This is a genomic window from Desulfobacterales bacterium, from assembly GCA_029211065.1.
Lineage (GTDB): Bacteria > Desulfobacterota > Desulfobacteria > Desulfobacterales > JARGFK01 > JARGFK01.
Genome location: JARGFK010000011.1, coordinates 13,140 through 38,616 on the forward strand (window position 1 = coordinate 13,140; position 25,477 = coordinate 38,616).

Sequence of the window (25,477 nt, forward strand, 5' to 3'; positions counted from 1 at the left end):
GGCGGAATAAATGAAATCGGCTGTTGAAATCCATTCGGCAAACCAGCCACCCCCAAGAAGCTTAAATGGATCTTTGCGGGTAGTGGCCGGCATTGGCCGGCTTCACATCACGGCCATCGCGGCCATGGGCGTTTTTACCTTTGGCTGGCTGTTTACCGGAAGCTACCCCTGGTTCCTGACGGTTGTCTGTGCACTGGACTGGTTTATTGTCAACCTGACGAACCGCGTGGTGGACATCGCAGAAGACAGCGTCAACGACATCCGCCATACGGACTGCGTTTATCATCACCGCAAGCGCTTGCTGACTTTGAGCATGACGCTGATGGTCGGTTCGCTGGCGGTTGTACATATGATCAATCCGGCGATCACCCCGCTGAGGATTGCCGGCCACCTGTTGGGCGTCTTTTACAACTGGCCGCTGTTGCCGGGGACGCGCCGCTTGAAAGAGATCTACTTCTGGAAAAACACCGCCTCGGGCGCCGGTTTCTTAATTACGGTTTTCGGGTATCCCCTGGCGACCGCCTTCTGGATAAATGAGAAGCATTCCTTTCCGCCGGGAATCACCTGGACAACGGTCTTCCTGACCGCGGTATTCTTTTCCCTTTTTATTCAGAGCTACGAAATTCTTTATGATCTCCGAGATATAAAAGGAGATGCCCTCCGCGGCATCCGAACCTATCCGGTCGTCCATGGCGAACGGATCGCCGTCCTTATGATCGACACCCTGATTGTTGCGTCCGCCGTTGTTTTAACACTGGGCTATGTGCGGGGTGTTGTCCCCTGGCGCATTTTCATCATGATCGCCGCGCCCCTTCTCCAGATTGTCGTTTACAAATACGCCTTGCACCGGCAGGAGCTGATGGCAGGCTGTATCCGTCTTACATGGATGGGGGCAGCGCTTTTCTGTATTTATCATCTGTGGGTGCTGGCGGACCTGCCGGGAGCTGATTTTTAATGATGCTTCTGGAGCTGGCAGGAATCTTTTTCAGTATCTTTATTGTTTTTGGTTTTGCGGCCAAAGACCCTCGCCCCGTCCGCTTTTTGGCAAGGGCGGTCATTGTTTCCGCCTCAGCCTGGATGGCTGAAGAAAGCTGTATTCTGCTGTACCGTTTTTATGCTTATCACCCCAACTGGAATTTATGTTTAGATCAGGTCCCCCTGCTGATTGTTGTCACCTGGCCGATCATCATCTTCTCAGCCATGGAGTTGACGTCCCGCATTCGGATCGCGCACCCCGTAAAGGGCCTGTTTGCGGGCGCTGCCGTGGTTGCCAGCGATAGCTTATTTATCGAACCGATTTCCGTCAAGGCCGGACTTTGGCAATGGACGCTGCCGGGATTATTCAACGTGCCGCCCATCGGCATTCTGGGCTGGTTCTTTTTTGCGCTCCTGAGTATAGGCGTCTTGAACACCAAGCGCTTGAAGGGGCCCCGGACCATCCATGACACCCTGCTGCTTGTCATACCCGTATTGGGCACTCATTTTTTGCTGCTGCTCTCTTGGTGGGGGGCCTTTCGATGGATAAATTTTCAGTTGCCGATCCCGGCAATCGTCGGGGTCGGCTGGTGTGTTTCTTTTGTTATGATTGCCACCATTCTTAAAAAACAAACCGGCAGAGGAATAAGAAAAAGAACCCTGCTGCTGCGCATCCCGGCGGCCCTTTTCTTCTTTGGCTTGTTGGTGGTGAAAGCGACTGCCCCCCTCCCCCTGGCAGCTTATGCGATCGCTTTTGTGCCCCCTTATGTATTGCTCATGCTCCAACAGTATCGGCGCCATGCCACTTGACTATCAAAACCTTTTTCACTATATCCGGACAAAGACGGCACAACTCCCTTAAGCGAAAAAAATGAAGGGCCACCCGAAGCCATGAAAACCTCATCATCTTTGTTTAATAAAAGCGTCCCAGAATCCCGGCAACTGATAGATGTTGCCCTGGGCCGCGAGGCTGCCGACCTAGCCGTCGTCAATGCAAGTTTGCTGAACGTTTACACTGGAGAAGTTCTGAAAAACTACGCAGTCTGCGCCAAGGGAAGATGGATCGCCTATATGGGCGACAACCCCGGCAGCATCATTACTGCCGGCACTCATGTTATCGATGCCCAGGGCTGCCCGCTGATTCCCGGCCTTATCGACGGCCATGCCCACCTTGCCTGGATGTATACGGCCGCTGAATTTTTAAAACATGTCATCCCGGGGGGGACCACCACCATCGTTACTGAAACCATGGAAACGTTTCCCGTCGCCGGCCATGACGGTGTCATCGATTTTTTAAATTCCTGCAAAGAGCAGCCCGTTAAAATCTTTGCCACGGCGCCGGTAATGGTTTCCATCAGCCAACAGGCCCGGGGCATTTCCACGGACGCCTTACGTTCGCTTCTTGAAAGAGACGATATCCTAGGGCTGGGAGAATCTTACTGGCAGGCCGTACTCCAGGACCCGGACAGCATTCTGCCCATTTTTAGACAGGCGCAGCTTTTCAATAAAACCCTGGAGGGACACACCGCCGGAGCAACCGCCGGCAAATTGGTGGCCTCTGTTGCCGCCGGTATCTCCTCCTGTCATGAGCCCATCACCGCGGACGAAGTTTTAGACCGGCTGCGCCTGGGACTGAACGTCATGATCAGAGAGGGCAGCATTCGCAGAGACCTCCAATCCATTTCCCGGATAAAAGACAGCGGCATTAGCTTCAGGCGGCTTTCCTTCGTAACCGACGGGATTGAACCGAAAGATCTCCTTGAAAAAGGATACATGGAATTTGTCGTACAAAAGGCCATTGACTGCGGCTTTGACCCGGTTGCCGCCATCCGCATGGCCACACTAAACGTGGCGGAACATTTTTCAATAGACAGTCTTGTGGGCGGGATCGCCCCGGGCCGGTTTGCAGACATGCTTATCCTTCCCGACCTCAAGACCATTAAGCCCCGATATGTCATCAGCAACGGCCGGCTGGTCGCCCGGGACGGCCGTCTTCTGGTTACTCCCAGGATTCATCAGTTCAGCCAAAAGAGCCGGAAGAGCGTCGCCCTTCCCAGGGAACTGAAACCGTCGGATTTTTCCGTTCCGGCAAAAAGCGGTGAAACAAAAGCCGGCGTCAGAATGATTGAACTGATCACCGACCTGGTGACCCGAGAAAAACATGAAACGCTTGCCGCAGCCGGCGGCGAAATTCAGGCGGATCTTGATAGAGATATCATCAAAGTGGCTGCCATCGACCGGACCCATGTGCCCGGCAAAATGTTTACCGGCTTTATCAGGGGCTTTAACCTCAAATCCGGCGCCATTGCATCCAGCGGGGCCTGGGACACATCGGACATAGTGGTCGTGGGCACAAATAGTGCGGACATGGCAACGGCGGTAAACCGGATTATGGCCTTGCAGGGCGGCGCCGTTGTCTGCAGCCGCGGCGACATCCTGGCTGAAATTCCGCTGCCGATAATGGGTATCATTTCCGAGCTTCCCATGAGAGACCTGGCGGCGAAACTTGAAGGCTTGAACGCGGCAATTTCACAGTTGGGCGTTTCTTTAAAAAACCCCTTGTTGACGCTGATCACCCTTACCGGCGCCGCTATTCCCTATTTAAGGATCTGTGAAGAAGGCCTGGTGAATCTGAAAGACGGCCGGCCCCTTGGATTATTCATAGATTAATATTAAATACTTGAAGATTGCATACAAGACTAAGATGAATAAGAATTAAAAATGAAAATACTCAACTCAAAGTTGGATCTTCAGTTGTTTTACCATCAAGCAAGCGAAGCACGCCAAAAAGCGATATTATTAGATTATGATGGAACACTTGCGCCATTTCACGTCAATCCCGAAAAAGCCTTCCCTTACCCCGGTGTGCGTGAGATGCTGAAGAAAGTCATGCAAGCACCTGATGTTCGGACGGTTTTTATCAGCGGCAGGTGTATCAGGGATTTGGAAGCCCTTTTAGAGTTCGATGTCAAACCGGAGTTAAGGGGCTCTCATGGGTTGGAAAGATTGAAGTCGGACGGTTCCTATGAGGTTGCCTCAATGGATGAAATGGCCGTGCAAGGTCTGGTCATGGCCGATGAGTGGATCGAAACAACCGACTATCTAAATCGATGTGAAAAAAAACCGGGGTGTCTTGCCGTCCGTTGGCGAGGATTGAATGAACGAAAGATCAGCGAAATGAAAAGTCAGGTCATGGAAACATTCTCAAGAATCGCCGAAGATTGGAAATTGAGTTTAGAAGAATTTGATGGCGGCCTCGAACTCCGGGCGCCTGTTCGAAACAAGGGAGATGCCGTAAAAACAGTTCTTTACGAAATGGGGCCGGATGTTGTTGCTGCTTATTTGGGTGACGATGTGACGGATGAGGATGCATTCAAAGCCATTAAAGGAAGAGGATTGGCAGTTCTGGTTCGAAACGCATTACGGCCGACAGCAGCCGATATCTGGATCAAACCCCCCGAAGAGCTTTTAAACTTTCTTTCCAACTGGCTACCTCGGGGAGGGAAGTAAGGGCTTTCAGCTTAAGAGCCGACCCGATAGCGCCGCTGCCATCGGGAATTCAGAATCAATGCAAAGATTCACCATAAAAGAGGCCGGTATGTTTGACTTTATAAAAAACTACGAGACCTGGATGAGGGCGGGAATTGTTTTATTCGCGGCCGTTATCGTTGCCCTGGTGGCATCCTATTTACTTATCAAGGGTTTTGAACGTCTATCAGCTCGCAGCGGAACAACACTGGATAATATCTTCTTCAGGCATTGCCGGGGGCCTTTTCGGTGGCTTATCCTCGTCATCTCATTGAATTTTTTCATGCCGCTGGGTCAACTGACGGCCTCTGCGCATGCTTTTGTCAGTCAAGTCCTATACATTTTGTTGATTCTATCTTTCGCCTGGTTGGTTGTGAAGGTAACGGGTGTGATGGAAGAATTTATGCTCTCAAGATATCGAATGGATGTGTCCGACAATCTGAGGGCCAGGGCAATACAAACCCAGATCCGAATCATAAAAAGAATCATCCTGGTAGTCGTGGGTATATTGACATTCGCCGTAATTCTCATGACATTCAGCAAGATCCGCCAGATAGGAACCAGCATCCTGGCCTCAGCAGGCATTGTGGGGATTATCGTAGGCTTTGCCGCGCAGCGGTCCATCAGCACATTGCTTGCGGGTATTCAGATTGCCTTTACCCAGCCCATCCGAATCGATGATGTGGTCATTGTTGAAAATGAATGGGGCCGGATTGAAGAGATTACGCTGACCTATGTGGTGGTTCGAATTTGGGACCTCCGTCGATTGATTGTGCCCATCACGTACTTTATGGAAAAACCGTTTCAGAATTGGACTCGCACATCGGCCGATATTTTGGGACCCGTCTTTCTTTATGTTGATTACACCGTTCCGGTTCAAGCTGTCAGGGAAGAATTATATCGGATTTTAAAAGACTCACCCCTCTGGGATGGAAAAGTATGGGGCCTTCAGACCACAAACGCTTCGGAAAGAACCGTGGAATTACGGGCGCTCATGAGTGCGGCGGATGCGTCCAATGCCTGGAATCTGCGATGTGAAGTCAGGGAAAAACTTATTGAATTCATTCAGAAACAATATCCCCATGGTTTGCCCAGGGTTCGGGCCGAAGTTGAAAATCGCAAAGTCGTTTAAAACAGATAAAAAAACCACATTATTCATTTTCGCCCCTTCTCCACCTTAATAGCTTTTCAATGAAAGACCTCAGCGCCCTCGGATTCGGCAGTTGATAAGAAGCATCCGTGTTTCCGCTTCCCACCTTTACGCTGACAATTCGATCATCGGTCATCCGAAACATATTTTCATCCGTTTCGTCGTCGCCGGCGCACAAAACCGCATCAAAGTTATTTTGTGAGATAAAATATTCCATTACGATCCCTTTGTTTACCTTAGTCGAATTAACTTCCACGATTTTTTTACCGTGATGGATTTCAACCGGCAGATTAGATAGCATTTCGTAAAGTTCGCTCACCAGTTGATTGGCCTTTATGGTGCTCAGTTCCGGGTCTGTTCTGCGATAATGCCACACCACCGATGATGTCTTTTCCTCAACAAAACTTCCGGGTATGGTTTCGGCATAGAGTCTGAAAATATCCTTAATCTGGTTTTTCCACGATAAATCGGCGTTGGGATTGAACGTGATCCATTCAGATGAATTACTTGTCCTGTAATAGTAGCCGTGTTCGGCGATAAGATTTAAATGATACTTGGAAAACCACCGGTCCATGTCTTCTTTTTTCCGGCCGCTGATCAGATAAGTTTCAACGGTGGCAACTTCACTGATTTTACGGAGAAGCCCATCGAGTTCTTCATCTGGAACGGCGTCCGATGGCTTTGGTTTCAACTCGGACAATGTTCCGTCATAATCCAGAAAAATGGCGACCCTCTTTTGGGGGACGATCTTTTTCCGCACAGTAGACTCCAGGTCTTCGGCCACCGCCGAGGCCGCCTTATGGGGCAACGTTTCCGACGAAAGATCCCGGATGAAAGATTTTGCCCAAAGACGGGCGTTGTGCCGGGTTACCCGCTGTTTCATCAATTCCAATCGCACCCTTCGTTCTTCTTCCGGCAGATTGAATGCCTCCCGCAGGCTCTGAACCATGTCGCCAATATTATAAGGGTTGACGATGGATGCATGCGAAAGCTCCTGGGCGGCGCCTGCAAATTCACTCAGGATCAGCACCCCGTGTTTATCCTCCTGCTGGCAAAACAGATATTCCTTGGCCACCAGATTCATGCCGTCGATAAGTGGCGTGACCAGTGCCACATCGGCGATGGCATACAGGGCGCAAAGCTCACTAAAATCGATGGAACGATAGATGAAATGAACGGGAACGTTTTTGGTGGTCGAATATCTTCCATTAATTTTGGAGACTTTCTGCTCCACCTGCCGGCGCAGGTCGCGGTATTCCCGCACGCTTTCCCGGGAGGGGACGTTGATGAAAATAAAAACAATATCATCCCGCATCCCGTCGGCCTGTAAATAACGTTCGATGGCGTCCAGCCTGCGGGGAATTCCCTTTGTATAATCCATACGCTCTACGCTCAGAACAATCTTCTTCCCCGAATGGGCCTTTCTCAGATCGTTCAGGCTTTTGCGATAGGCGTCAGAGCTTAATTCGCGAGAAAACTTATCGGTATTGATGCCGATGGGATAAACCCCGATGATCGTATCATGGAAAGTTCCGGGGACTCTGTACATTTCCGATTCAATCCCCAGGATGCGAAGCACCGAACTGCGAAAATGCCGCAAATATCCGAAGGTGTGAAACCCGATCAAATCCGCACCCAGCATCCCCTCGGTCACTTCCGTTCGATTCGGGTGGCAACGGAATACCTCATAGGATGGAAACGGGGTGTGCAAAAAAAATCCGATCTTCAGAGAGGGCCTGCGCTTCCTGAGAATCGCCGGCAACAGCATGAGATGATAATCGTGAATCCACACGTTATCGCCCTCGCGGGCGATATCTAACACGGCGTCGGCAAAGATATGGTTAACCCGCCGATACTGCTCAAACCACCTTTCTTCATACCTGGCGTGGGTGGTCATATAATGCAGCAACGGCCACATGCTGGAGTTGGAAAATCCGGTGTAATAATCGGTCACTTCCTTTTTGGTCAGAAATACCGGGTAGTAGTTGAAACGCGCTTTCAACTCAGCGGCGATCTGTTTTTTATTTGCCGAGTTGCCTGTGACGTCTCCGGCCCAGCCTACCCATTTAAAATCATAGATCTGTTTGAGCCCGTCCATTGCGCCGACCAGCCCACCCGACGACTTTGTTAGGGTTTCACCGACGGTCACCGGCAATCGATTCGAGACATTGATAACGGTCTGCATAACTGGCACCTCCACAACTCATTCAACCTTCATTATTGATATGCATACACCAGACAGCCTGTTAATTCAACCCAGAGAGCCCGCCCCGAATTTTCCAGGATAAATGTCGCAGACTTTTCATCAGACGGCATTTGTGTTATGAGTATAGAGTAAAAGCATGAAAAAAAGGATGAATATGACATGAAATCAGTTGAACCCAGAAAACGCGTCGTTATTTCGGGGGTTTCCCCGGAAGTCGCCTCCGGTCGGTTTGCTGTGAAGCGGGTTGTGGGAGAAACGGTTCAGGTTCAGGCCGATATCTTCATCGACAGCCATGACGAAATTTCGGCGTTTCTTTTTTACCGGAGCCAAAAAGAAAGCCGGTGGTCATCGGTCCCCATGCGATTGATTTCCAACGACCGCTGGGCCGGCGCTTTTACCGTGGAAGAACTCGGGATCTACCATTATATTATCCAGGCTTGGGCGGATCGGTTCAAAACCTGGCAAAGGGACATTGGGAAAAAATTGGCCGCCGGCCAGGATGTTTCCATCGATTTTCTGATCGGAGCCGAGTTGCTCGAATCGGCGGGTTCGCGGGCTGTCGGCCCGGATGCCGAGCAGCTTTATCAATGGGCGGAAATGCTCAAATCAGACGCCGATTCCGATGAAAAGACACTTCTTATTAAAAGCCGAAAAATGACCCACTTGATGGCGAAATATCCGGACCGCCGGTTTGCAGAGATTAACGGGAAAAAGCTGGAAGTGATCGTCGAGCGGAAGCGTGCGCGTTTTAGCACCTGGTACGAGATGTTTCCCCGATCGTGCGGACCGCTTCAAGGGAACCACGGCACCTTCGATGATTGTATCGACCGGCTGCCTTATATCGCTGAAATGGGATTCGATGTTCTTTATTTCCCCCCGATTCACCCCATCGGCCGCACCAAACGCAAGGGTAAAAACAATGCGCCCGTAGCGGGACCGGATGATCTTGGAAGCCCCTGGGCCATCGGCGCCGAAGAAGGGGGCCATAAGACCATTCATCCGCAATTGGGAACACTGGATGACTTTCGGCGCCTGATCGCCAGGGCACTTGAATTGCGTATCGAAATTGCAATAGACATTGCATTTCAGTGTTCGCCGGACCATCCCTATGTCAGCGAACATCCTGAGTGGTTTCGGCTGAGACCCGACGGAGCAATCCAATATGCCGAAAATCCTCCGAAAAAATATGAAGACATCTATCCGTTTGATTTTGAGACCGAAAAATGGCAGGACCTTTTCCAGGAGCTGATCGGCGTGGTCCGATTCTGGGCCGATCAGGGAATTCGAATTTTTCGGGTGGACAACCCGCATACCAAACCTTTTTCGCTCTGGGAAGCGCTTATCCATGAGATCAAGCGCGATTATCCGGAGGTTGTTTTTCTGGCCGAAGCCTTTACCCGCCCCAAAATCATGTACCGGCTTGCCAGCGTGGGATTTACGCAATCTTATACATACTTTGCCTGGCGAAACACGAAAACCGAAATTACGCAGTACTTCACGGAATTGACCCAGACCGATATCAGGGAGATCTTTTGGCCGAACCTGTGGCCGAACACACCCGATATCCTTACGGAATACTTACAGACCGGGGGAAAGCCCGCTTTCGTGATCCGACTGATCCTGGCTGCCACTCTGGGCGCCAGTTACGGCATTTACGGACCGGCCTTCGAACGTTGCGAAAACAGACCGAAGGAGCCGGGAAGTGAAGAATACCTGGATTCCGAGAAATACCAGCTTCGACACTGGGATATCGATTCCCCCGATAGCCTCCGGGACGTCATCGCCCGGGTGAACCGAATCCGGCGCGATAATCCGGCGCTTCAGCACGATTGGCGCCTCCATTTTCATCCCATAAACAATGAACAGCTCATCTGCTACAGCAAACATACACAGGACGGTTCCAATATTGTTTTAACCGTCGTCAATCTCGACCCGCACCACACCCATTCCGGCTGGATCGAACTGTCACTTGAAAAATTGGGTCTGGACCCCGGCCTGCCATTTCAGGTCCATGACCTTTTGAGCGACGCGCGCTATCTGTGGCAGGGATCGCGAAATTTTGTCGAACTCAATCCGCAGGCAGCCCCGGCGCATATATTCCGCATTCGAAGGCGCATCCGCACGGAAAGGGATTTCGATTATTTTCTCTAAAAGAGACCCGATGGCGATTACAAGGAAAGACGATGCGATCCTGGAGGAAAACCCGCTCTGGTATAAGGACGCGATCATTTATCAGCTTCACGTAAAAACCTTTTGCGACAGCAATGGCGACGGCATCGGCGATTTTCAGGGGCTGACCCAAAAACTCGATTACCTTCAACGTCTGGGAATTACGGCCATCTGGCTCCTGCCGTTTTACCCTTCACCGCTCAAAGACGACGGCTACGACATTGCCCATTACACGGACATCCATCCATCATACGGCACACTTCGTGATTTTAAGGCTTTTTTGCGCCAAGCGCATCGCCGGGGCCTGCGGGTGATTACCGAACTGCCCGTCAACCACACATCGGATCAGCATCCCTGGTTTCAGCGCGCCAGAAAAGCCAAACCCGGAAGCCGCTGGCGTGATTTTTACGTATGGAGCGATACGCCGGATAAATACAGCCAAGCGCGCATCATCTTCCAGGATTTCGAATCTTCCAACTGGAACTGGGACTCTGTGGCAGGCGCCTATTTCTGGCATCGATTCTATTCCCACCAGCCCGATCTTAATTTTGACAATTCGAACGTTCGGAAGGCTGTTTTTCGCGCACTCGATTTCTGGCTGGAGATGGGGGTCGACGGCATGCGTTTGGATGCAGTGCCTTATCTGCATGAACGAGAGGGAACAAATTGCGAAAACCTTCCGGAGACTCACGGTTTTCTAAAGAAACTCAGGGCGCACATCGATGCCCGCCACCGAGACCGAATGCTGCTGGCGGAGGCCAATCAGTGGCCCGAAGATGCAGCGGCGTATTTTGGAAACGGTGATGAATGCCATATGAATTTCCATTTTCCCCTTATGCCGCGCCTGTTCATGGCGCTGAGAATGGAAGACCGGTTTCCCATAATCGACATTCTGGATCAGACCCCGGAGATCCCCGAATCTTGCCAGTGGGCGGTATTTTTACGAAATCACGATGAATTGACCCTCGAGATGGTGACCGATGAAGAACGGGACTATATGTATCGGATGTATGCCCGGGACCCCCAGATGCGGCTTAATCTCGGAATACGGCGCCGGCTCTCGCCGCTGTTGGGAAATCACCGGCGGCGGATCGAACTGATGAACGCGCTGCTGCTTTCCATGCCCGGATCACCCATCCTTTATTATGGGGATGAGATCGGGATGGGGGATAATGTTTTTCTGGGAGATCGCGACGGCGTTCGCACCCCCATGCAGTGGAGCCCGGATCGCAATGCCGGTTTTTCCCGGGCCAACCCCCAGCGGTTATACCTGCCGGTAATTATCGACCCGGAATACCATTATGAAGTTATCAACGTTGAGTCCCTGGAAGGCAATCAGCATTCGCTGCTGTGGTGGATGCGGCGCATGATTGGTTTGCGAAAACGCTACAAGGCCTTTAGCCGCGGAACACTTGAATTCCTTCAGCCGGATAACCCAAGTATTCTAGCCTTTGTCCGCCGCTACGAAGACGAACATCTCCTGGTGGTGGTCAATCTTTCCCGCTATGTTCAGTTTGTCAAGCTCGACCTTTCCGGGTATGCGGGAGCAGCCCTTATCGAACTGTTCGGACGAATGGCCTTTCCCGGGGTGGAAAAGACGCCTTACTTTCTCACCCTCGGCCCTCATTCTTTCTACTGGTTTCAATTGCAGCCGGCTGAAACGTTTCAGCCTGCCGAGTTGCACGCGACGGAACAAAAGACCCTGCCGCTTTTCAAACTATCCCGATCCATCGAGGAAGTCTTTACGGAAAAATACGCTTCCCGGCTCGAAGCGCTGCTGACGCAGTATCTGGGCAGCCAGAGGTGGTTCGGGGGCAAGGCCCGGCAGATCAAGACCGGCCGGCTGCGGGAGATCCTACCGCTAGAGGGAGACGGTTACAAGGCGTTTTTGATGTTTCTGGAAACAGCTTATATGGATGGCGGCACAGAAACCTACCAGCTTTCGATGTCGTATGCCGCCGGAAAGCGCGCACAAGAAATCCGAAGCCATAGCGCCTCTAGGGTTTTGGCCCGACTGCAGTTCAAGAACACCACCGAAGAGGGGATCCTCTATGACCCGCTGGCCGACAAATCCTTTGATAACCTGCTGCTGCAAATACTGGCCCGTGGCTACCGGAAAAAAGGGATTGCGGGAGAGCTCAAAGCCGCCATGGGCCCGACGTTCCGGAAGATCCTACAAACCGATTCGACCCCGCCCGAGCCTTCGATCATCGCCGCCGATCAGAGCAATTCTTCTATTGTCTATGGCAATCGTTTCATCTTAAAGTTGTTCCGGCAGGTTCAGGACGGTCTCAACCCGGATCTTGAGATTGGCCGGATGCTCACAAAAAACCGATTTCAACATGTCCCCCCGGTGGCGGGCGCCATCGAATATGCCAGCGGCAAAGACGAGCCCAAAACCCTGGCCATCCTTCAGGGGTACATTGGCAACCAAGGTGATGCGTGGCAGTACACCATCAATCTGCTCAATTCCTACTTCAAGCAGTTGATAGAAGAATCGCTCGCCAAAAAGCAAGCCTCCAATCCGAACGCATCGATAATCGATCTGTCTCAAGAATCCCCTCCCCGGGAGGCCGTCGACCGGATCGGGCTCTATTTGGAATCGGTGCGTCTGCTTGCCCGGCGAACCGCCGAATTACACCTCATCCTGACGTCTGACACATCGGACCCGGCCTTTGCACCGGAACCCTTTTCCAAGCTTTACCAGCGAAGCATTTATCAGTCCATGCGCGCAACGACCAAACGCAACCTGACGCTGCTTCGCAGGCGCCTTCCGGATCTGCCCGAAGAGATCAAGCCCTTGGCCATCCGCGTCTTGGAAGCGGAAAAGGCTATCATTGAACGTTTCCGGCGCTTGCTGGACCGGCAGATCGACGCCCGGCGGTCCCGCTGTCATGGCGACTACCATCTGGGTCAAGTGCTTTACACGGGCAAAGATTTTGTCATCATCGATTTTGAAGGCGAACCGGCCCGTCCCATATCCGAACGTCGCATTAAGCGCTCCCCCCTTCGGGATGTGGCCGGCATGCTCAGGTCATTTCACTACGCCGCCCATTTTGCGTTGATGGAGGTGGAAGAGCGCGGGCAGTCTCGACCGGGGGAGCGTCCATTTTTGGGCTCGTGGGCAAACTACTGGCATATGTGGGTAGGCGCCATGTTTCTTAAGGACTATCTGAACGTTTCTGCTCAAGGAAAGTTTCTGCCCAGCAACCATGAGGACCTTTGCGTCCTTCTGGATATTTACCTGCTGGAAAAAAGCATCTACGAACTGGGCTACGAACTCAACAATCGGCCCGACTGGGCGCAGATTCCCCTTCATGGCATCTGCCAACTGACGGGGGCGTTGCAAGCGTAGCCTTTCTGTAAAAAAAAGCGCGCCGGAGGAGGCGTTATGGATTTGAGTTTACTGACCGACGACGACATCTATCTGTTTAATGAAGGCCGGCACTTTCAGCTGTATAATAAAATGGGCGCCCATCTGATAAAAAGGGACGGAACACCTGGCGCCTATTTCGCGGTGTGGGCTCCCAATGCGAGGCAGGTCAGCGTGACCGGAGATTTCAACAACTGGGAAAACGACCGGCACTTGCTCCAACCCCGGGGGTCGTCCGGGATCTGGGAAGGGTTTATTGACGGGGTTTCTGACGGCGCATCCTACAAATTTCATATTCTCTCCAAATTAAATGATTATCGGGTGGACAAAGCCGATCCCTTTGCTTTTTACAGTGAAATTTCGCCTAAAACGGCATCCAGGGTCTGCAATCTCGAGTATGAATGGGGAGACGAAGATTGGATGGCCCGGCGTAAGCTGACAGATGCCGCTGCCTCGCCGATGGCCGTTTATGAGCTTCATCCGGGCTCGTGGATGCGGGTTCCGGAGGATCACAACCGATCGCTGACCTATCGCGAACTTGCCGACAAGTTGACCGAATACCTTCTTCAAACGGGATTTACCCATGTGGAGTTTCTGCCGGTGATGGAGCATCCCTTTTTCGGTTCGTGGGGATACCAGTGCCTCGGGTATTTCGCCCCCACCAGTCGCTACGGCCATCCACGGGACTTGATGTTCCTGATCGATCATCTGCACCAGCACGGCTTCGGGGTGATCCTAGACTGGGTTCCTTCGCATTTCCCTACGGACGAGCACGGGCTCGACTTTTTCGACGGCACCCACCTTTTCGAGCACGCCGATCCCCGAAAAGGGATCCATCCGGACTGGAATAGCTGCATCTTTAATTACGGCCGCAGCGAAATCCAGAGTTTTTTGATCAGCAGCGCCCTGTTCTGGCTGGATAAATACCACATCGACGGATTCCGAGTGGATGCCGTCGCCTCGATGCTCTACCTGGATTATTCCCGAAACCCGGGAGAGTGGATTCCCAACGAATACGGCGGCAAGGAGAACCTGGAGGCCATCTCTTTGTTGAAACGCTTCAACGACGAGGTGCATCGCAATTATCCCCAGACGCTAACCATTGCGGAAGAATCCACCGCCTGGCCCATGGTGTCGCGACCGACCTACCTGGGAGGCCTTGGCTTCGACATGAAGTGGGATATGGGGTGGATGCACGACACCCTGGCTTATTTATCCAAAGACCCGATCCATCGGACCTATCACCACGACCGGCTGACCTTCCGGATGCTTTATGCCTTCAAGGAAAACTATATCCTGCCGCTTTCCCATGACGAGGTCGTTCACGGCAAAGGATCGCTGCTGGGCAAGATGCCCGGGGATGAATGGCAAAAGTTTGCCAACCTGAGGCTCCTGTTCGGCTATATGTACGCCCAGCCCGGCAAAAAATTGCTCTTCATGGGGGGCGAATTCGGCCAGTTGAGCGAATGGGCGCATGACAAGAGCCTGGACTGGCATTTGCTCGATCTCCCCCTTCATAAGGGGCTCCGCAATTGGGTGAAGGACCTCAACAGTCTCTATCGGGATCAGCCTGCCCTTCATGCGCAGGATTTTACCCCCGAAGGGTTTCGCTGGATCGACTGCAACGATTCTCTGCAGAGCACCCTCAGCCTGATACGAAAAGGGGACAAGGATTCAGATGTCCTCATTATCGCCTGCAATTTCACCCCGATCCCGAGGCATAACTTCCGGGTGGGAGCGCCGCACGGCGGGACCTGGATCGAACTGCTAAACAGTGATAGCCGGCATTATGGCGGCAGCGGTCAGGGAAGCCTCGGGGCGGTTGAAGCCGCACCCGTTCGGCATCACGACCTGCCATATTCTTTGAATCTCACCTTGCCTCCCCTATCGGTTGTATTTTTCAAAAGATCGGAGCCGGCCAAATGACGCGGCCGCCTCTGGGAGCAATCTGTCTGGGTGAAGGGCGCACCAGCTTCCTGGTGTGGGCCCCGAAAGCCAAACGCGTTTCACTTCACAGCCTGTCCCCAAATGAGTGGATGGTGCGGTTTGAAAAATTTCCTCGCGGCTATCACGGCGTAATCGTTGAAAACCTTCACCCCGGAACGCGCTACCTGTTTCGCCTCGACGACCGCCTGGAACGGCCGGATCCCGCGTCCCGATTTCAACCAAAAGGCATTCACGGCCCCTCCGAAGTCCTTGATCCGCATTTTCCATGGAAGGACCACTGCTGGACCGGTATCTGTTTTACGAAATTCACGTTGGCGCTTACACCTCCGAAGGCACCTTTGACGCGATCATGCCGCATCTTGCGGATTTAAAAGAATTGGGGATAACCGCCGTCGAACTGGCATTGTCTCCTTATGCTTTGATTGTACTTACACGAAGAAAGAACAGCGACTGATGGAACGTTTTGTCTGCATTCATGCTCATTTTTACCAGCCCCCCCGGGAAAACGCATGGCTTGAGGCGGTTGAACTCCAGGACTCGGCCTACCCCTACCACGACTGGAATGAACGCATCACCGCAGAGTGCTATGGGCCCAATGCGACTTCGCGGATACTGGATGAACAGGGCCGGATTATCGATATCGTAAACAATTATTCCGCTATCAGCTTCAACTTCGGCCCAACGCTGCTCTGTTGGCTGGAACGGCACGCCCCGGAAGTTTACAGCGCGATCCTGGAAGCCGATCGGGAAAGCGGCCGGCGGTTTTCCGGGCACGGTTCCGCATTGGCACAGGCTTACAATCACATGATCCTTCCACTGGCAAACCCTCGCGACAAGATAACCCAGGTCTTGTGGGGGATCAAAGATTTCGAATACCGGTTCCGGCGAAAACCGGAAGGGATGTGGCTTCCGGAAACAGCAGTCGACCTGGCCACCCTGGAAGTCCTGGCCGACTGCGGCATCCTTTTTACCATCCTGGCTCCCAGACAAGCCAAACGGGTTAAAGCGATGGATAAAAACCGATGGCGAGATATCAGCGGCGCTCGGATCGACCCCACCCGGGCGTATCTGATCCGGCTTCCTTCCGGAAAGACGATCAACCTCTTCTTCTATGACGGTCCGGTATCACGCGCAGTCGCTTTTGAAGGTCTTTTATACAAAGGGGAGACCTTTGCCAACCGACTGCTGGATGCCTTCCCCAACGATCGCAGCGATCCCGCCCTGCTGCATATTGCCACCGATGGGGAAAGCTACGGGCATCATCACCCGAACGGCGACATGGCGCTGGCCTATGCGCTGCATTATATCGAAAGCCAGGGGTTGGCCCGGATCACCAACTACGTCGAGTTTCTTGAAAAACACCCCCCAACCCACGAAGTTGAAATTTTTGAAAACAGCTCCTGGAGCTGCATCCACGGCATCGAACGCTGGCGCTCCGATTGCGGATGCAATTCCGGCCGGCACCCCAAAGGGCGACAGGCTTGGCGCACCCCTTTGCGTGAGGCCCTTGACTGGCTCCGGGACGCGCTGGCGCCGGCGTATGAAAAGGAGACCCAAGGATTGGTAAAGGATCCCTGGGCCGCCCGCAATAACTACATTCGGGTCATTCTGGCTCGATCCCAGGACGCCGTTGGGGCCTTTTTTGAAAAAAATCAATCCAAACCCCTTTCCGATTCAGACCGAACCCGGGTGATCGAACTGATGGAGCTCCAGCGCAATGCCATGCTCATGTATACCAGTTGCGGGTGGTTCTTCGATGATATTTCGGGAATCGAAACGGTCCAGATTATCCAGTATGCCGGCCGGGTGCTCCAGATTGCCAAACAAATCTTTGGTGAATCCATGGAGCCTCATTTTCTGGAACTTTTAAATATGGCCGAAAGCAATCTCGCCGCTTATGGAAATGGAAGGCAGTTATACGAAAAATTCGTTGTTCCCGCGATAGTGGATTTGAAAACCGTTGCCGCCCATTATGCGCTGAGCTCCCTTTTTGAAGAGTATCCGGGGGAGACATCGATCTATTGTTATACCGTCAAGCAGGAAGCGCATCGAGCCAGCCGGGTGGGTAAGGCCAAGCTCGCCGTCGGTCAGGTAGCGGTCATCTCGCAAATCACACTGCAATCATCCCGCTTCGGTTACGGGGTCATGCACTGGAGAGACCATAACCTGAGCGGTTGCTTGATGGAAGACCTCCCAAGTGAACACGATGACCGGTTTGCCGATGAAATATTTGACGCCTTCGACAAAGCCTCTTTCCCGGAGACGCTTTCGCTGCTCGAAAAGTCGCTGGGCACCTCCCTTTACTCGATTCGGAGTCTGTTTTGTGACGAACAGCGCCGAATTATGCACTTGATACTTAAATCCACCCTGATGGATGTCGAACAAAATTATCGTCAGATTAATGAAGCCAACGCTCCGCTGCTAAGGTTTTTGACGGATAATAATATCCCGCCGCCGCAAGCCCTGCTGGCCGCCGCCCGGTATGTGATGAACATGGATTTGATCCGCGCCTTTAAACAGGAAGATCCCGATGGGTCCGCCATCCAGAATCTTCTTGAAAGCGCCCGGCGTCAGGGGATCTCCCTGGATTCCGCCACCCTGGAAATAACGATCCGAAGGCGGCTGGAGTCCTTGATGGACCGGCTTCTGGCTGCCCCTGCGGACATTCGCCTGCTGGGGGAAATCGAAGCTTTATTTCGCCTTTTGGAGGCATTGCCGTTTGAAATAAATTTAAGAAAAATTCAAAATATCTATTACGCCATTATGAAATCGTACTATCCCGACTGCCTGGAAAAAGCATCGCAAGAAAATAAGGAGATCCAGCAGTGGATTGGTATCTTCAAATCCCTTGGAGATATTTTAAAGGTTTCAGTTTCATAGAAAAGCAAAGGAGCCATGCGTGAACATCCGCTCAAGCGGCGTCCTGCTGCCGGTCTTTTCCTTGCCGTCGCGATTTGGTATCGGTGATCTCGGCCCCGGTTCCCACAAGATGGTCGATTTGTTGCACGACGCCGGCCAGCGTTACTGGCAGGTGCTTCCCATCAACCCTACCGTTTCGGCCGGTTTTCATTCGCCTTACCAAAGCCCGTCGGCATTTGCTTTCAATCCGCTGCTGATCAGCCCGGAGGGTCTCTACGAAGACGGGCATCTATCCCGCCAAGACCTGCAAACGGCGCCCGTTTTTTCTGAAAAACAGATTGACTACGAAGCGGTCTCCCGGTTTAAGAAGCAGCTTTTTTTAAAAGCTTTTGAGCGGTTCGGGAAAAGAGGCGGCGATCCGGGATTTATTGAATTCTGTGAAAAAAACGATCCATGGCTGCAAGATTTTTCCTGCTACATGGCATTTAAGACCCATTTTAAGGAAAAGACGTGGCGTGATTGGCCGGCTCCGATTCGAATGCGCCAAAAAGGTGCAACCCGGTCGCTCGCTAACCACTTGTTGGAAGAAATAGACTTCATTAAATTTTTGCAGTATATTTTTTGGGTGCAATGGCAGCGGCTAAAGGCCTATTGCAAAGGAACAGGGGTTCATATCCTGGGGGACATCCCCATCTATGTCCCTTATGACAGCGCCGATGTCTGGGCGAACCCGAAATTGTTCAAACTTGATCGACAGCTGCGCCCCGAGGCTGTCTCAGGTGTACCCCCCGACTATTTCAGCAAGACCGGGCAGCTCTGGGGACACCCGGTCTACAGATGGACAGTTCATCAAAAAACCCGGTACGCGTGGTGGGGTTTTCGAATTTCCCATAATTTGGGTTTATTTGACGCGATTCGGATCGATCATTTCAGGGGGCTGGTAGCCTGCTGGGAAGTTCCTTCCGGAAAACGCACCGCCAAAAACGGAAAATGGGTCAACGTGCCTGCGGTCGATTTTTTTAACGAGATGATGCGGCGTTTTACGGCTTTTCCGGTCATTGCGGAAGACCTCGGCTACATCACGGCCGATGTGCGGGAAATCATGCGCCGCTATGATTTCCCGGGAATGAGGCTGCTCGTTTTCGGATTCGGCGGCGACTTGTCAATCAACCCCAATGCACCGCACAATATTGGTAGGGACTGTGTGATCTACACCGGAACCCATGACACCAATACCATCAGGGGATGGTATGAAGGGGACGCCGTCCAAAGTGAAAAAGAGCAGTTGCATGCCTACCTGGGCCGGAGGCTTTCCGCCGACGATCTGCCGCAGGAAATGATCCGGCTTGCCATGATTTCGCCGGCGTTCCTGTGCATTATTCCCATGCAGGACCTTCTCTCCCTGGGAAAGGATGCCCGCATCAACATTCCTGGCCGGTCAGAAGGCAACTGGCTGTGGCGAATGACGCCGGCACAATTTTCAGCGGTCCCGCGCAAACAGCTCCGGCAAATGACCAGGCTGTATGCCAGGGCCTGATACAGGGACCTCTTTATCTCCACAGGCAGGCCAGGGCGGGCTGGAAAAGATGTTAAAAAGCATCCGGAAGAAAATCTTTGCGGCAAGAAGACCCGTCATCCATCGCCTGCCAATGTTATCGCCGTGTCGACAAGTGACAGATGGCTGTATCCCTGGGGATAATTGCCCAACAGCCGCTTGGTCTTGAAATCGATATCCTCGCTCAACAGCCCAAGGTGGTTTCGATAGCCCAGCATTTTTTCAAACAGGGCCTCGGCCTCTTTTCTTTTTCCGATTTTCCACAGGCCCCTTATCAGCCAGAAGCTGCAGGCCGTAAACGACGATTTCGGAACGCCGAAATCGTCGTGATTCCTGTAACGGTACATCAGCCCCTCCTTTTCGAGCCGTTTCCTTGTCAACATGACCGTGCTTACATACTTCGAGTCGTCGGAAGATATGAATCCGTAATGCTCCAGCAGGAGGTTGGCGGCGTCCAGGTCTTTTTCGCCGTAAGCCTGGGTAAATGCCCCCAATTCAGCGTTCCATCCCTTTTCGAGAATATCCTTCAGGATGGTTTCCCGCATCTTCGACCATACCCGCACATAGCTCGGCATCCCGAAATATTGCGCGATCCGGGCGGCCCGATCCATGCTCACCCAGCAGAGCACCTTGGAAAAGGTGAAATGCTTGTTTGACCCCCGAAATTCCCATATGCCGCGGTCCTTTCGGGTCCAATTCTGTTCCACATGCCGGGCCAGGGTGCGAACGACGGTCCACAGATCCTCCCGGTTCTCGACCGCCTCGCGCTTGAAAATCGTCAGGTATTGATAAATCACGTCCAACACGACGCCAAAGATGTCATTTTGTTTTTGGCTGTAAGCCGCGTTTCCGATGCGGACCGGTCTTGAATTTTCATAACCGGCCAACCAATCCAACTTTTTTTCCGTCAGCTTTTTCTGCCCGTTGATGCCGTAAACAATCTGTATCTTCTCATTCTTAAATGGAATGACATCGATCACATAGTCCAGAAAACGCTTGGCGACCCGGTAGTGGCCCAGTTTTACCATCACGCTTACGGCCATGCCCGCATCCCGAAGCCAGCAGTATCGGTAGTCCCAGTTTCTTTCGGCGCCCGGGTCCTCCGGCAAGGACGTGGTGACCGCCGCAAGCATGGCGCCGGTCTTTTGATAGGTCAACAATTTCAGTACCAGGGCGCTTCGACCGATTTCATCATTAAAGCGTGAAAACCGCCGGGTCTTGGAGGACCAGATCAGCCAGTAGATCCGGGTCCTTTCGTACTCCAAAACAATGGCGTCGATGTTCAGCGGGGTGAGCTTCTGATTGTAGCTGAGCAGAAAAAAGCAATCCCGGTCGATGGCAATCGGTTCACCGGCCGCCACCCGGGAAAGCTCAAGATCGGAGTATAGATAGATGGACTCGTAAGGCCCCTTGACGGTTCCGGTTTTAATGTATTCTTTTCGCACCTCGGTCTTTACGTCATGTTGCGCGTATACCGGCCGCGGATTATAAATGACACGGATTTTCGGCTTGCCGGAAATGTGCCTGACATATCGGATGAGATCCGGGGGGCAGTAGTATAGCCCGGATTCGATCTTGTAGCGCGGCATAAAATCGATCAGCTCGAATCGATCTTCTCCATTGGAAAAGGCGGTCTTCAGAACGTTGGTTTTCGAGACATATCGTTGTTGGATGCCGTACTTGCCGGAGACCTCGATGGAAAACTCCCCCCCTTGCTGCGAATCCAGAATTTTGGCGAAAACAGCGGGGGAATCGAATGTGGGCAGACAACACCATTCAATCGCTCCCCGTTCCGATACCAGTGCGGCGCTCGTGCAGTTGCCGATCACGCCGTAATTCAAATTTTTCATGTGCACCCTCCTTCAAACCATAAGTCGGTATTTAGAAAAAGCCCCACCGGAAATTCTTTCAATAGATCTGAAATATAATGTCTTCCGCGCTCAGCTGGATGCGGTAGGTCGAAATAGGTAACGCTGAAACCACGTGATCCATGCCTATTTCCTTTTTTTCTATACTTGCTTAACGGATGATTTTGCCTGATTGACCAGCTTCTGGTAATAATTCAAGGTCTTTTTTGCAACAGCCGTCCAACTAAAGACTTCCTGAATTCTCTTTCGCGAGCATTTTCCCATTTTATCGAGCTCAGCGGGATCTCCGAGCATTTGGTCTATCTGGCGTGCCAGTGCGCGGGCGAACCGATCGGGGTCTCGAGGCTCTGGATCCTGCGGGCTCTTCGGCTCGAAGGAAACCAGGCGGCCTGTTTGTCCGTCTACCACCACTTCGCGTATGCCCCCGACAGCCGATGCAACCACCGGCGTGCCACAGGACATGGCTTCCAAGTTAATGATTCCGAAAGGCTCATAAATAGACGGGCAGACAAAAAGCTGCGCGTGGCTGTATAAAACGATCAAATCCTCCCGCGGGACTGTTTCCTCAACCCAGATGATCTTTTTTCGGAATTGTTTCTGAATTTTTCTAACCATACCCGAAACCTCCTGCCTGAACTCCGGCGTGTCCGGGGCGCTGGCACACACGACCGCCTGAACATCCGTTTCGAGGTGGGAAATCGCCGCAAGGAAATGGTGAATCCCCTTTTGCCGGGTCAGACGAGAAACCATCATAATATAGGGCTTTTCGGGATTGATCCCATAAGATGCCACAACCGATGGATTTTCCCTGGATCGATAGTGATCGGCGTCGATCCCATTGAAAATAACCTCCATCCTTTGTTCGGGAATTCCATAGACGCGTTGGATATCGTCATTCATGGACCGGGAAACCGCAATAACGCCGTCCGCATTCTGAAACGCGGTCTTTTCGATCCATGAACTGGCGAAGTAAGCCCGCCCCAATTGCTCCTTCTTCCATGGGCGCAGGGGTTCCAATGAATGGGCGGTCAACACCAGGGGAACACCCAGCATCTGTTTGAGGAGACACCCGGCCAGATGCGTGTACCATGTATGGCAGTGGATAAGGTCCGCCTCTTCGAGCGCACCGGCCATCAGTGCATCTCGTATGAGCGTATCGATAAGGGAGGGATAGTCGGTTCCCTTAATGTTACAGGTCGAAGGAAGTTGAACTCCCGTTATGTTTAAATTCGATGCCTGTTTGTATTGATCGCCAAAGCACATCACCTTGATCTCGTTCACCCCGTCATCGATCTTCGCGAGATTTCCGGTTAGATAATCTACGTGTACGCCTGCACCGCCGTAAATATAAGGCGGAAACTCTTTCGTCAAAACGGCTATTTTCAAAACAACGCCACCTTTTCTTTTAAAGAATAATCTGATGCCGATTGCCTGTCCATGACTGCTGTAGGGGCTTTATCATAAAATGGAAAGCGCCCTCACCTGGCTTGAAGTAATAATTTCTTATAGTCAATTTCAGTACCAAATGAAAGCATCATTTGAACATAAGAGGAATATCCGGCCCGGGGCAGGCTGAACGACGGGTCGATCTTTCCTTTAAAGCCGTCGAGTCTTGGGAATTTTTGAACTGAAATTCGACAATCACACCAAAAATGTTTATAGATAGTTTATTGGCATCGAATGCTTTTTTCTGCACCGATCCCGCCTTTTTCAGATTGACGTAAAAGAAAAATGTTTTTTTACGGCGCATAACCCCTTAGGTTTTAGCCGTCGAAAGGAGAAAAAATGCGAAAATACATTATTATTTTTATTCTTTTCCTGGCAGCTGTTGCGATGGGCTGCGCACCCAAAATAAAACTTTATCCGGACGCGACGGACCCCTTGAAAGAATTTACCGTTTCCGGAACGGGCAAAGAAAAAGTGCTGATAATTCCCATAACCGGCATCCTGTCGGACAAATCCAGGGGAACTATTATCGACAAGCCCTCCATCGTCCAGGAAGTTGTATCCCAGCTTCAACTGGCGGAAAAAAATAAAGAGATAAAGGCGGTCGTTCTTAAAATCAATTCACCCGGAGGCTCTGTTACCGCCAGTGACATTCTCTATCACGAAATCGCGGCCTTTAAAAAGCGCAGCGGCGTTAAGGTGGTTGCCGCCATGATGGATGTGGCCGCATCCGGCGGATATTACATTGCCCTGCCGGCCGACCATATCCTGGCGCACCCCACCACCCTGACCGGCTCTGTGGGGGTTATCCTGCTGATGCCCAAGGTCACCGAACTCATGGACAAAATCGGCGTGGGCGTCGACATTCATAAGTTTGGAGAAAACAAGGACATGGCCTCACCCTTTCGTCCGGCGACCGCCGAAGAAAACAAACTGCTGCAGAACATAACCGATGACTTCGGCCGCCGGTTTATCACGCTGGTGAAAACCCATCGCAAGCCGACAAGCGAACATCTGGAACTAACGGCCAGCGCCCGGGTGTTCACGGCCCAAGAAGCAAAGGAAATCGGCCTGATTGACGCAGTGGGCTATTTAAGCGATGCGTTTGCGACCGCAAAAAAACTTTCAGGGGTGCCGGACGACGCCCGGGTGGTGGTCTATCGCCGCAGCGAATATGCCAATGACAACATCTATAATACCGCCGTGAGCCGGAACGGCGACTTGAATGTTTCTTTGGTTAATCTGAATCTGCCCCCGGCGCTGTCTTCCATGGACCCCGGTTTTTATTATCTCTGGCTGCCGGGAACCGGCTCGTTTTAGAAGATATCGACACCTATTGCCGCTCAATTATCATTCTCGTTACGTCTGTTGGCAATGCGTGTTCACTATGATATTTACAGAATAATTTCAAATTTAATAGTTTGCCTATTCTGCATATATCTGAATTTAAGGAACTGATAATTTTGACATCAAAAGCGTCTCTAACTGCGGATGTCATCTTGCAAGCTGAATCGTATGATGGAATCCGAGCGGGAATTGCAGGTTTAAAAGATGTTTTAGAAGGCCCTTCATATCAAGCGCCAGAAGGCCCGCGCAGCGCAACCCAGATGGACGATGTTTTGATTAATAATTGGCCGGTGCAGGCCCAAACCGTGTTGATACTGGGGTTGAATCATCCGGAAAAGGACCCGCGTTTGGACTATTGGGAACGCGGCGATACCTGGGGAAACAGGCGTCTTCGGGAAATATCGGAGTTGCTGAAAAGGTGGCTGCGAGAAAAATATGACCTGGCCGCTCACCCGCTGCCCTATCATATTGAAAAGGGAGGACTGTTTCTCAAAGACGCCGCTGTTTTATCCGGCATGGGTATCATCGGTCGAAGCAATCTGTTATTGCATCCCGAGTGGGGACCTAGAATCAGGCTGCGTTCGATTCTGCTGGAGGGGGATTTCCAGCCGACAGAAGCACTTGAAGGATTTACCCCATGTGAAACCTGCGAGGTTTTTTGCCATAAAGCCTGCCCAATGAAGGCCTTTCCCAACGGGAAATATAGCCGGTTGATCTGCCTTAAGCAGATAGATGCCGACGTGGAAAATAAAGTTCCCGCTGGAGAAATCGGCAAAAATGGTAAACGCAATTTGGTGATTACATATTGCCGTGCCTGTGAATTGTCTTGCCCGGTAGGGGCTTAAAAACTTCGCCGAATCCACCCTAACCGGGATGAATTTTTTAAAAGGATCAAGGGACGGCAATCGCTGAGTTTAAAGTCACTGGATTTTCTTTAAAACAGCCTTTTTACGTACAGCGCCACCGTATCACAACCCACATGGCCATTTCCCAACGACACAATCCGACAACGCTCCCAAAGTTTTTTCAGCACCGCTATCTTGAAGAGTGTTGG

The 25,477-nt window shown here is 51.9% G+C and carries 16 protein-coding genes and 1 pseudogene; 13 read left to right on the plus strand and 4 right to left on the minus strand.

The window, feature by feature from the left end:
* The first annotated feature begins 10 nt into the window (after nucleotides 1-10).
* The 5 genes from P1P89_04080 to P1P89_04100 all read left to right on the plus strand — a co-directional run bounded on the left by P1P89_04080 (nucleotide 11) and on the right by P1P89_04100 (nucleotide 5,635).
* Nucleotides 11-955 (plus strand): UbiA family prenyltransferase, encoded by a 945-nt coding sequence (locus P1P89_04080; GenBank protein MDF1590673.1) that lies wholly within the window; start codon nucleotides 11-13, stop codon nucleotides 953-955.
* Nucleotides 955-1,785, plus strand: a complete 831-nt coding sequence (locus P1P89_04085) for a carotenoid biosynthesis protein (protein MDF1590674.1) — start codon at nucleotides 955-957, stop codon at nucleotides 1,783-1,785. Before P1P89_04080 ends, P1P89_04085 begins: the two co-directional genes overlap by 1 nt.
* A gap of 81 nt (nucleotides 1,786-1,866) precedes the next feature.
* Nucleotides 1,867-3,645 carry an adenine deaminase C-terminal domain-containing protein gene (locus P1P89_04090; protein MDF1590675.1) on the plus strand — a complete coding sequence of 593 codons (1,779 nt, stop codon included), beginning with the start codon at nucleotides 1,867-1,869 and terminating at the stop codon, nucleotides 3,643-3,645.
* 51 nt (nucleotides 3,646-3,696) lie between these two features.
* A complete protein-coding gene (gene otsB / locus P1P89_04095; GenBank protein ID MDF1590676.1) occupies nucleotides 3,697-4,485 on the plus strand; it encodes a trehalose-phosphatase in 789 nt (262 codons plus the stop codon).
* 88 nt (nucleotides 4,486-4,573) lie between these two features.
* Nucleotides 4,574-5,635 carry a mechanosensitive ion channel gene (locus tag P1P89_04100; GenBank protein MDF1590677.1) on the plus strand — a complete coding sequence of 354 codons (1,062 nt, stop codon included), beginning with the start codon at nucleotides 4,574-4,576 and terminating at the stop codon, nucleotides 5,633-5,635.
* Nucleotides 5,636-5,654: 19 nt separating this feature from the next.
* Here P1P89_04100 and P1P89_04105 read toward each other — a convergent pair whose 3' ends face one another.
* Nucleotides 5,655-7,838 carry a bifunctional alpha,alpha-trehalose-phosphate synthase (UDP-forming)/trehalose-phosphatase gene (locus P1P89_04105; protein ID MDF1590678.1) on the minus strand — a complete coding sequence of 728 codons (2,184 nt, stop codon included), beginning with the start codon at nucleotides 7,836-7,838 and terminating at the stop codon, nucleotides 5,655-5,657.
* Nucleotides 7,839-8,018: 180 nt separating this feature from the next.
* Here P1P89_04105 and P1P89_04110 point away from each other — a divergent pair, with 180 nt between their 5' ends.
* The 6 genes and pseudogenes from P1P89_04110 to malQ all read left to right on the plus strand — a co-directional run bounded on the left by P1P89_04110 (nucleotide 8,019) and on the right by malQ (nucleotide 19,744).
* Nucleotides 8,019-10,010 carry an alpha-1,4-glucan--maltose-1-phosphate maltosyltransferase gene (locus P1P89_04110; GenBank protein ID MDF1590679.1) on the plus strand — a complete coding sequence of 664 codons (1,992 nt, stop codon included), beginning with the start codon at nucleotides 8,019-8,021 and terminating at the stop codon, nucleotides 10,008-10,010.
* Nucleotides 10,011-10,020: 10 nt separating this feature from the next.
* Nucleotides 10,021-13,383 carry a maltose alpha-D-glucosyltransferase gene (gene treS, locus P1P89_04115; GenBank protein ID MDF1590680.1) on the plus strand — a complete coding sequence of 1,121 codons (3,363 nt, stop codon included), beginning with the start codon at nucleotides 10,021-10,023 and terminating at the stop codon, nucleotides 13,381-13,383.
* A 36-nt stretch (nucleotides 13,384-13,419) separates the two neighbouring features.
* A complete protein-coding gene (gene glgB, locus P1P89_04120; protein MDF1590681.1) occupies nucleotides 13,420-15,327 on the plus strand; it encodes a 1,4-alpha-glucan branching protein GlgB in 1,908 nt (635 codons plus the stop codon).
* A complete protein-coding gene (locus P1P89_04125) occupies nucleotides 15,324-15,719 on the plus strand; it encodes a hypothetical protein (protein ID MDF1590682.1) in 396 nt (131 codons plus the stop codon). The genes glgB and P1P89_04125 overlap by 4 nt, the downstream gene beginning before the upstream one ends.
* An 82-nt stretch (nucleotides 15,720-15,801) precedes the next feature.
* Complete coding sequence (locus tag P1P89_04130) at nucleotides 15,802-18,228, plus strand: DUF3536 domain-containing protein (protein ID MDF1590683.1); 2,427 nt, start codon at nucleotides 15,802-15,804, stop codon at nucleotides 18,226-18,228.
* A gap of 13 nt (nucleotides 18,229-18,241) precedes the next feature.
* Nucleotides 18,242-19,744, plus strand: a pseudogene (gene malQ / locus P1P89_04135) (4-alpha-glucanotransferase).
* A 95-nt stretch (nucleotides 19,745-19,839) separates the two neighbouring features.
* Here the strand turns inward: malQ and P1P89_04140 are convergent.
* From P1P89_04140 to P1P89_04150, 3 genes are all read right to left on the minus strand, one after another.
* A complete protein-coding gene (locus P1P89_04140) occupies nucleotides 19,840-21,612 on the minus strand; it encodes a glycoside hydrolase family 15 protein (protein MDF1590684.1) in 1,773 nt (590 codons plus the stop codon).
* A gap of 159 nt (nucleotides 21,613-21,771) precedes the next feature.
* Nucleotides 21,772-23,016 (minus strand): glycogen synthase, encoded by a 1,245-nt coding sequence (gene glgA, locus P1P89_04145; protein ID MDF1590685.1) that lies wholly within the window; start codon nucleotides 23,014-23,016, stop codon nucleotides 21,772-21,774.
* A gap of 148 nt (nucleotides 23,017-23,164) precedes the next feature.
* Nucleotides 23,165-23,380, minus strand: a complete 216-nt coding sequence (locus P1P89_04150) for a hypothetical protein (protein ID MDF1590686.1) — start codon at nucleotides 23,378-23,380, stop codon at nucleotides 23,165-23,167.
* Nucleotides 23,381-23,415: 35 nt separating this feature from the next.
* Here P1P89_04150 and sppA point away from each other — a divergent pair, with 35 nt between their 5' ends.
* Both sppA and P1P89_04160 read left to right on the plus strand, forming a co-directional pair.
* Nucleotides 23,416-24,396, plus strand: coding sequence for a signal peptide peptidase SppA (gene sppA / locus P1P89_04155; protein MDF1590687.1), 981 nt, complete (start codon nucleotides 23,416-23,418; stop codon nucleotides 24,394-24,396).
* A gap of 287 nt (nucleotides 24,397-24,683) precedes the next feature.
* Complete coding sequence (locus tag P1P89_04160) at nucleotides 24,684-25,268, plus strand: hypothetical protein (protein ID MDF1590688.1); 585 nt, start codon at nucleotides 24,684-24,686, stop codon at nucleotides 25,266-25,268.
* Nucleotides 25,269-25,477: the final 209 nt, after the last annotated feature.

Excerpts from the sequence above, each read along its gene's own strand:
- P1P89_04080 (MDF1590673.1), top strand. The coding sequence starts at position 11 with ATGAAATCGGCTGTTGAAATCCATTCGGCAAACCAGCCACCCCCAAGA.
- P1P89_04085 (MDF1590674.1), top strand. The coding sequence starts at position 955 with ATGATGCTTCTGGAGCTGGCAGGAATCTTTTTCAGTATCTTTATTGTT.
- P1P89_04090 (MDF1590675.1), top strand. The coding sequence starts at position 1,867 with ATGAAAACCTCATCATCTTTGTTTAATAAAAGCGTCCCAGAATCCCGG.
- otsB (MDF1590676.1), top strand. The coding sequence starts at position 3,697 with ATGAAAATACTCAACTCAAAGTTGGATCTTCAGTTGTTTTACCATCAA.
- P1P89_04100 (MDF1590677.1), top strand. The coding sequence starts at position 4,574 with ATGTTTGACTTTATAAAAAACTACGAGACCTGGATGAGGGCGGGAATT.
- P1P89_04105 (MDF1590678.1), bottom strand. The coding sequence starts at position 7,838 with ATGCAGACCGTTATCAATGTCTCGAATCGATTGCCGGTGACCGTCGGT.
- P1P89_04110 (MDF1590679.1), top strand. The coding sequence starts at position 8,019 with ATGAAATCAGTTGAACCCAGAAAACGCGTCGTTATTTCGGGGGTTTCC.
- treS (MDF1590680.1), top strand. The coding sequence starts at position 10,021 with ATGGCGATTACAAGGAAAGACGATGCGATCCTGGAGGAAAACCCGCTC.
- glgB (MDF1590681.1), top strand. The coding sequence starts at position 13,420 with ATGGATTTGAGTTTACTGACCGACGACGACATCTATCTGTTTAATGAA.
- P1P89_04125 (MDF1590682.1), top strand. The coding sequence starts at position 15,324 with ATGACGCGGCCGCCTCTGGGAGCAATCTGTCTGGGTGAAGGGCGCACC.
- P1P89_04130 (MDF1590683.1), top strand. The coding sequence starts at position 15,802 with ATGGAACGTTTTGTCTGCATTCATGCTCATTTTTACCAGCCCCCCCGG.
- P1P89_04140 (MDF1590684.1), bottom strand. The coding sequence starts at position 21,612 with ATGAAAAATTTGAATTACGGCGTGATCGGCAACTGCACGAGCGCCGCA.
- P1P89_04150 (MDF1590686.1), bottom strand. The coding sequence starts at position 23,380 with ATGCGCCGTAAAAAAACATTTTTCTTTTACGTCAATCTGAAAAAGGCG.
- sppA (MDF1590687.1), top strand. The coding sequence starts at position 23,416 with ATGCGAAAATACATTATTATTTTTATTCTTTTCCTGGCAGCTGTTGCG.
- P1P89_04160 (MDF1590688.1), top strand. The coding sequence starts at position 24,684 with ATGGACGATGTTTTGATTAATAATTGGCCGGTGCAGGCCCAAACCGTG.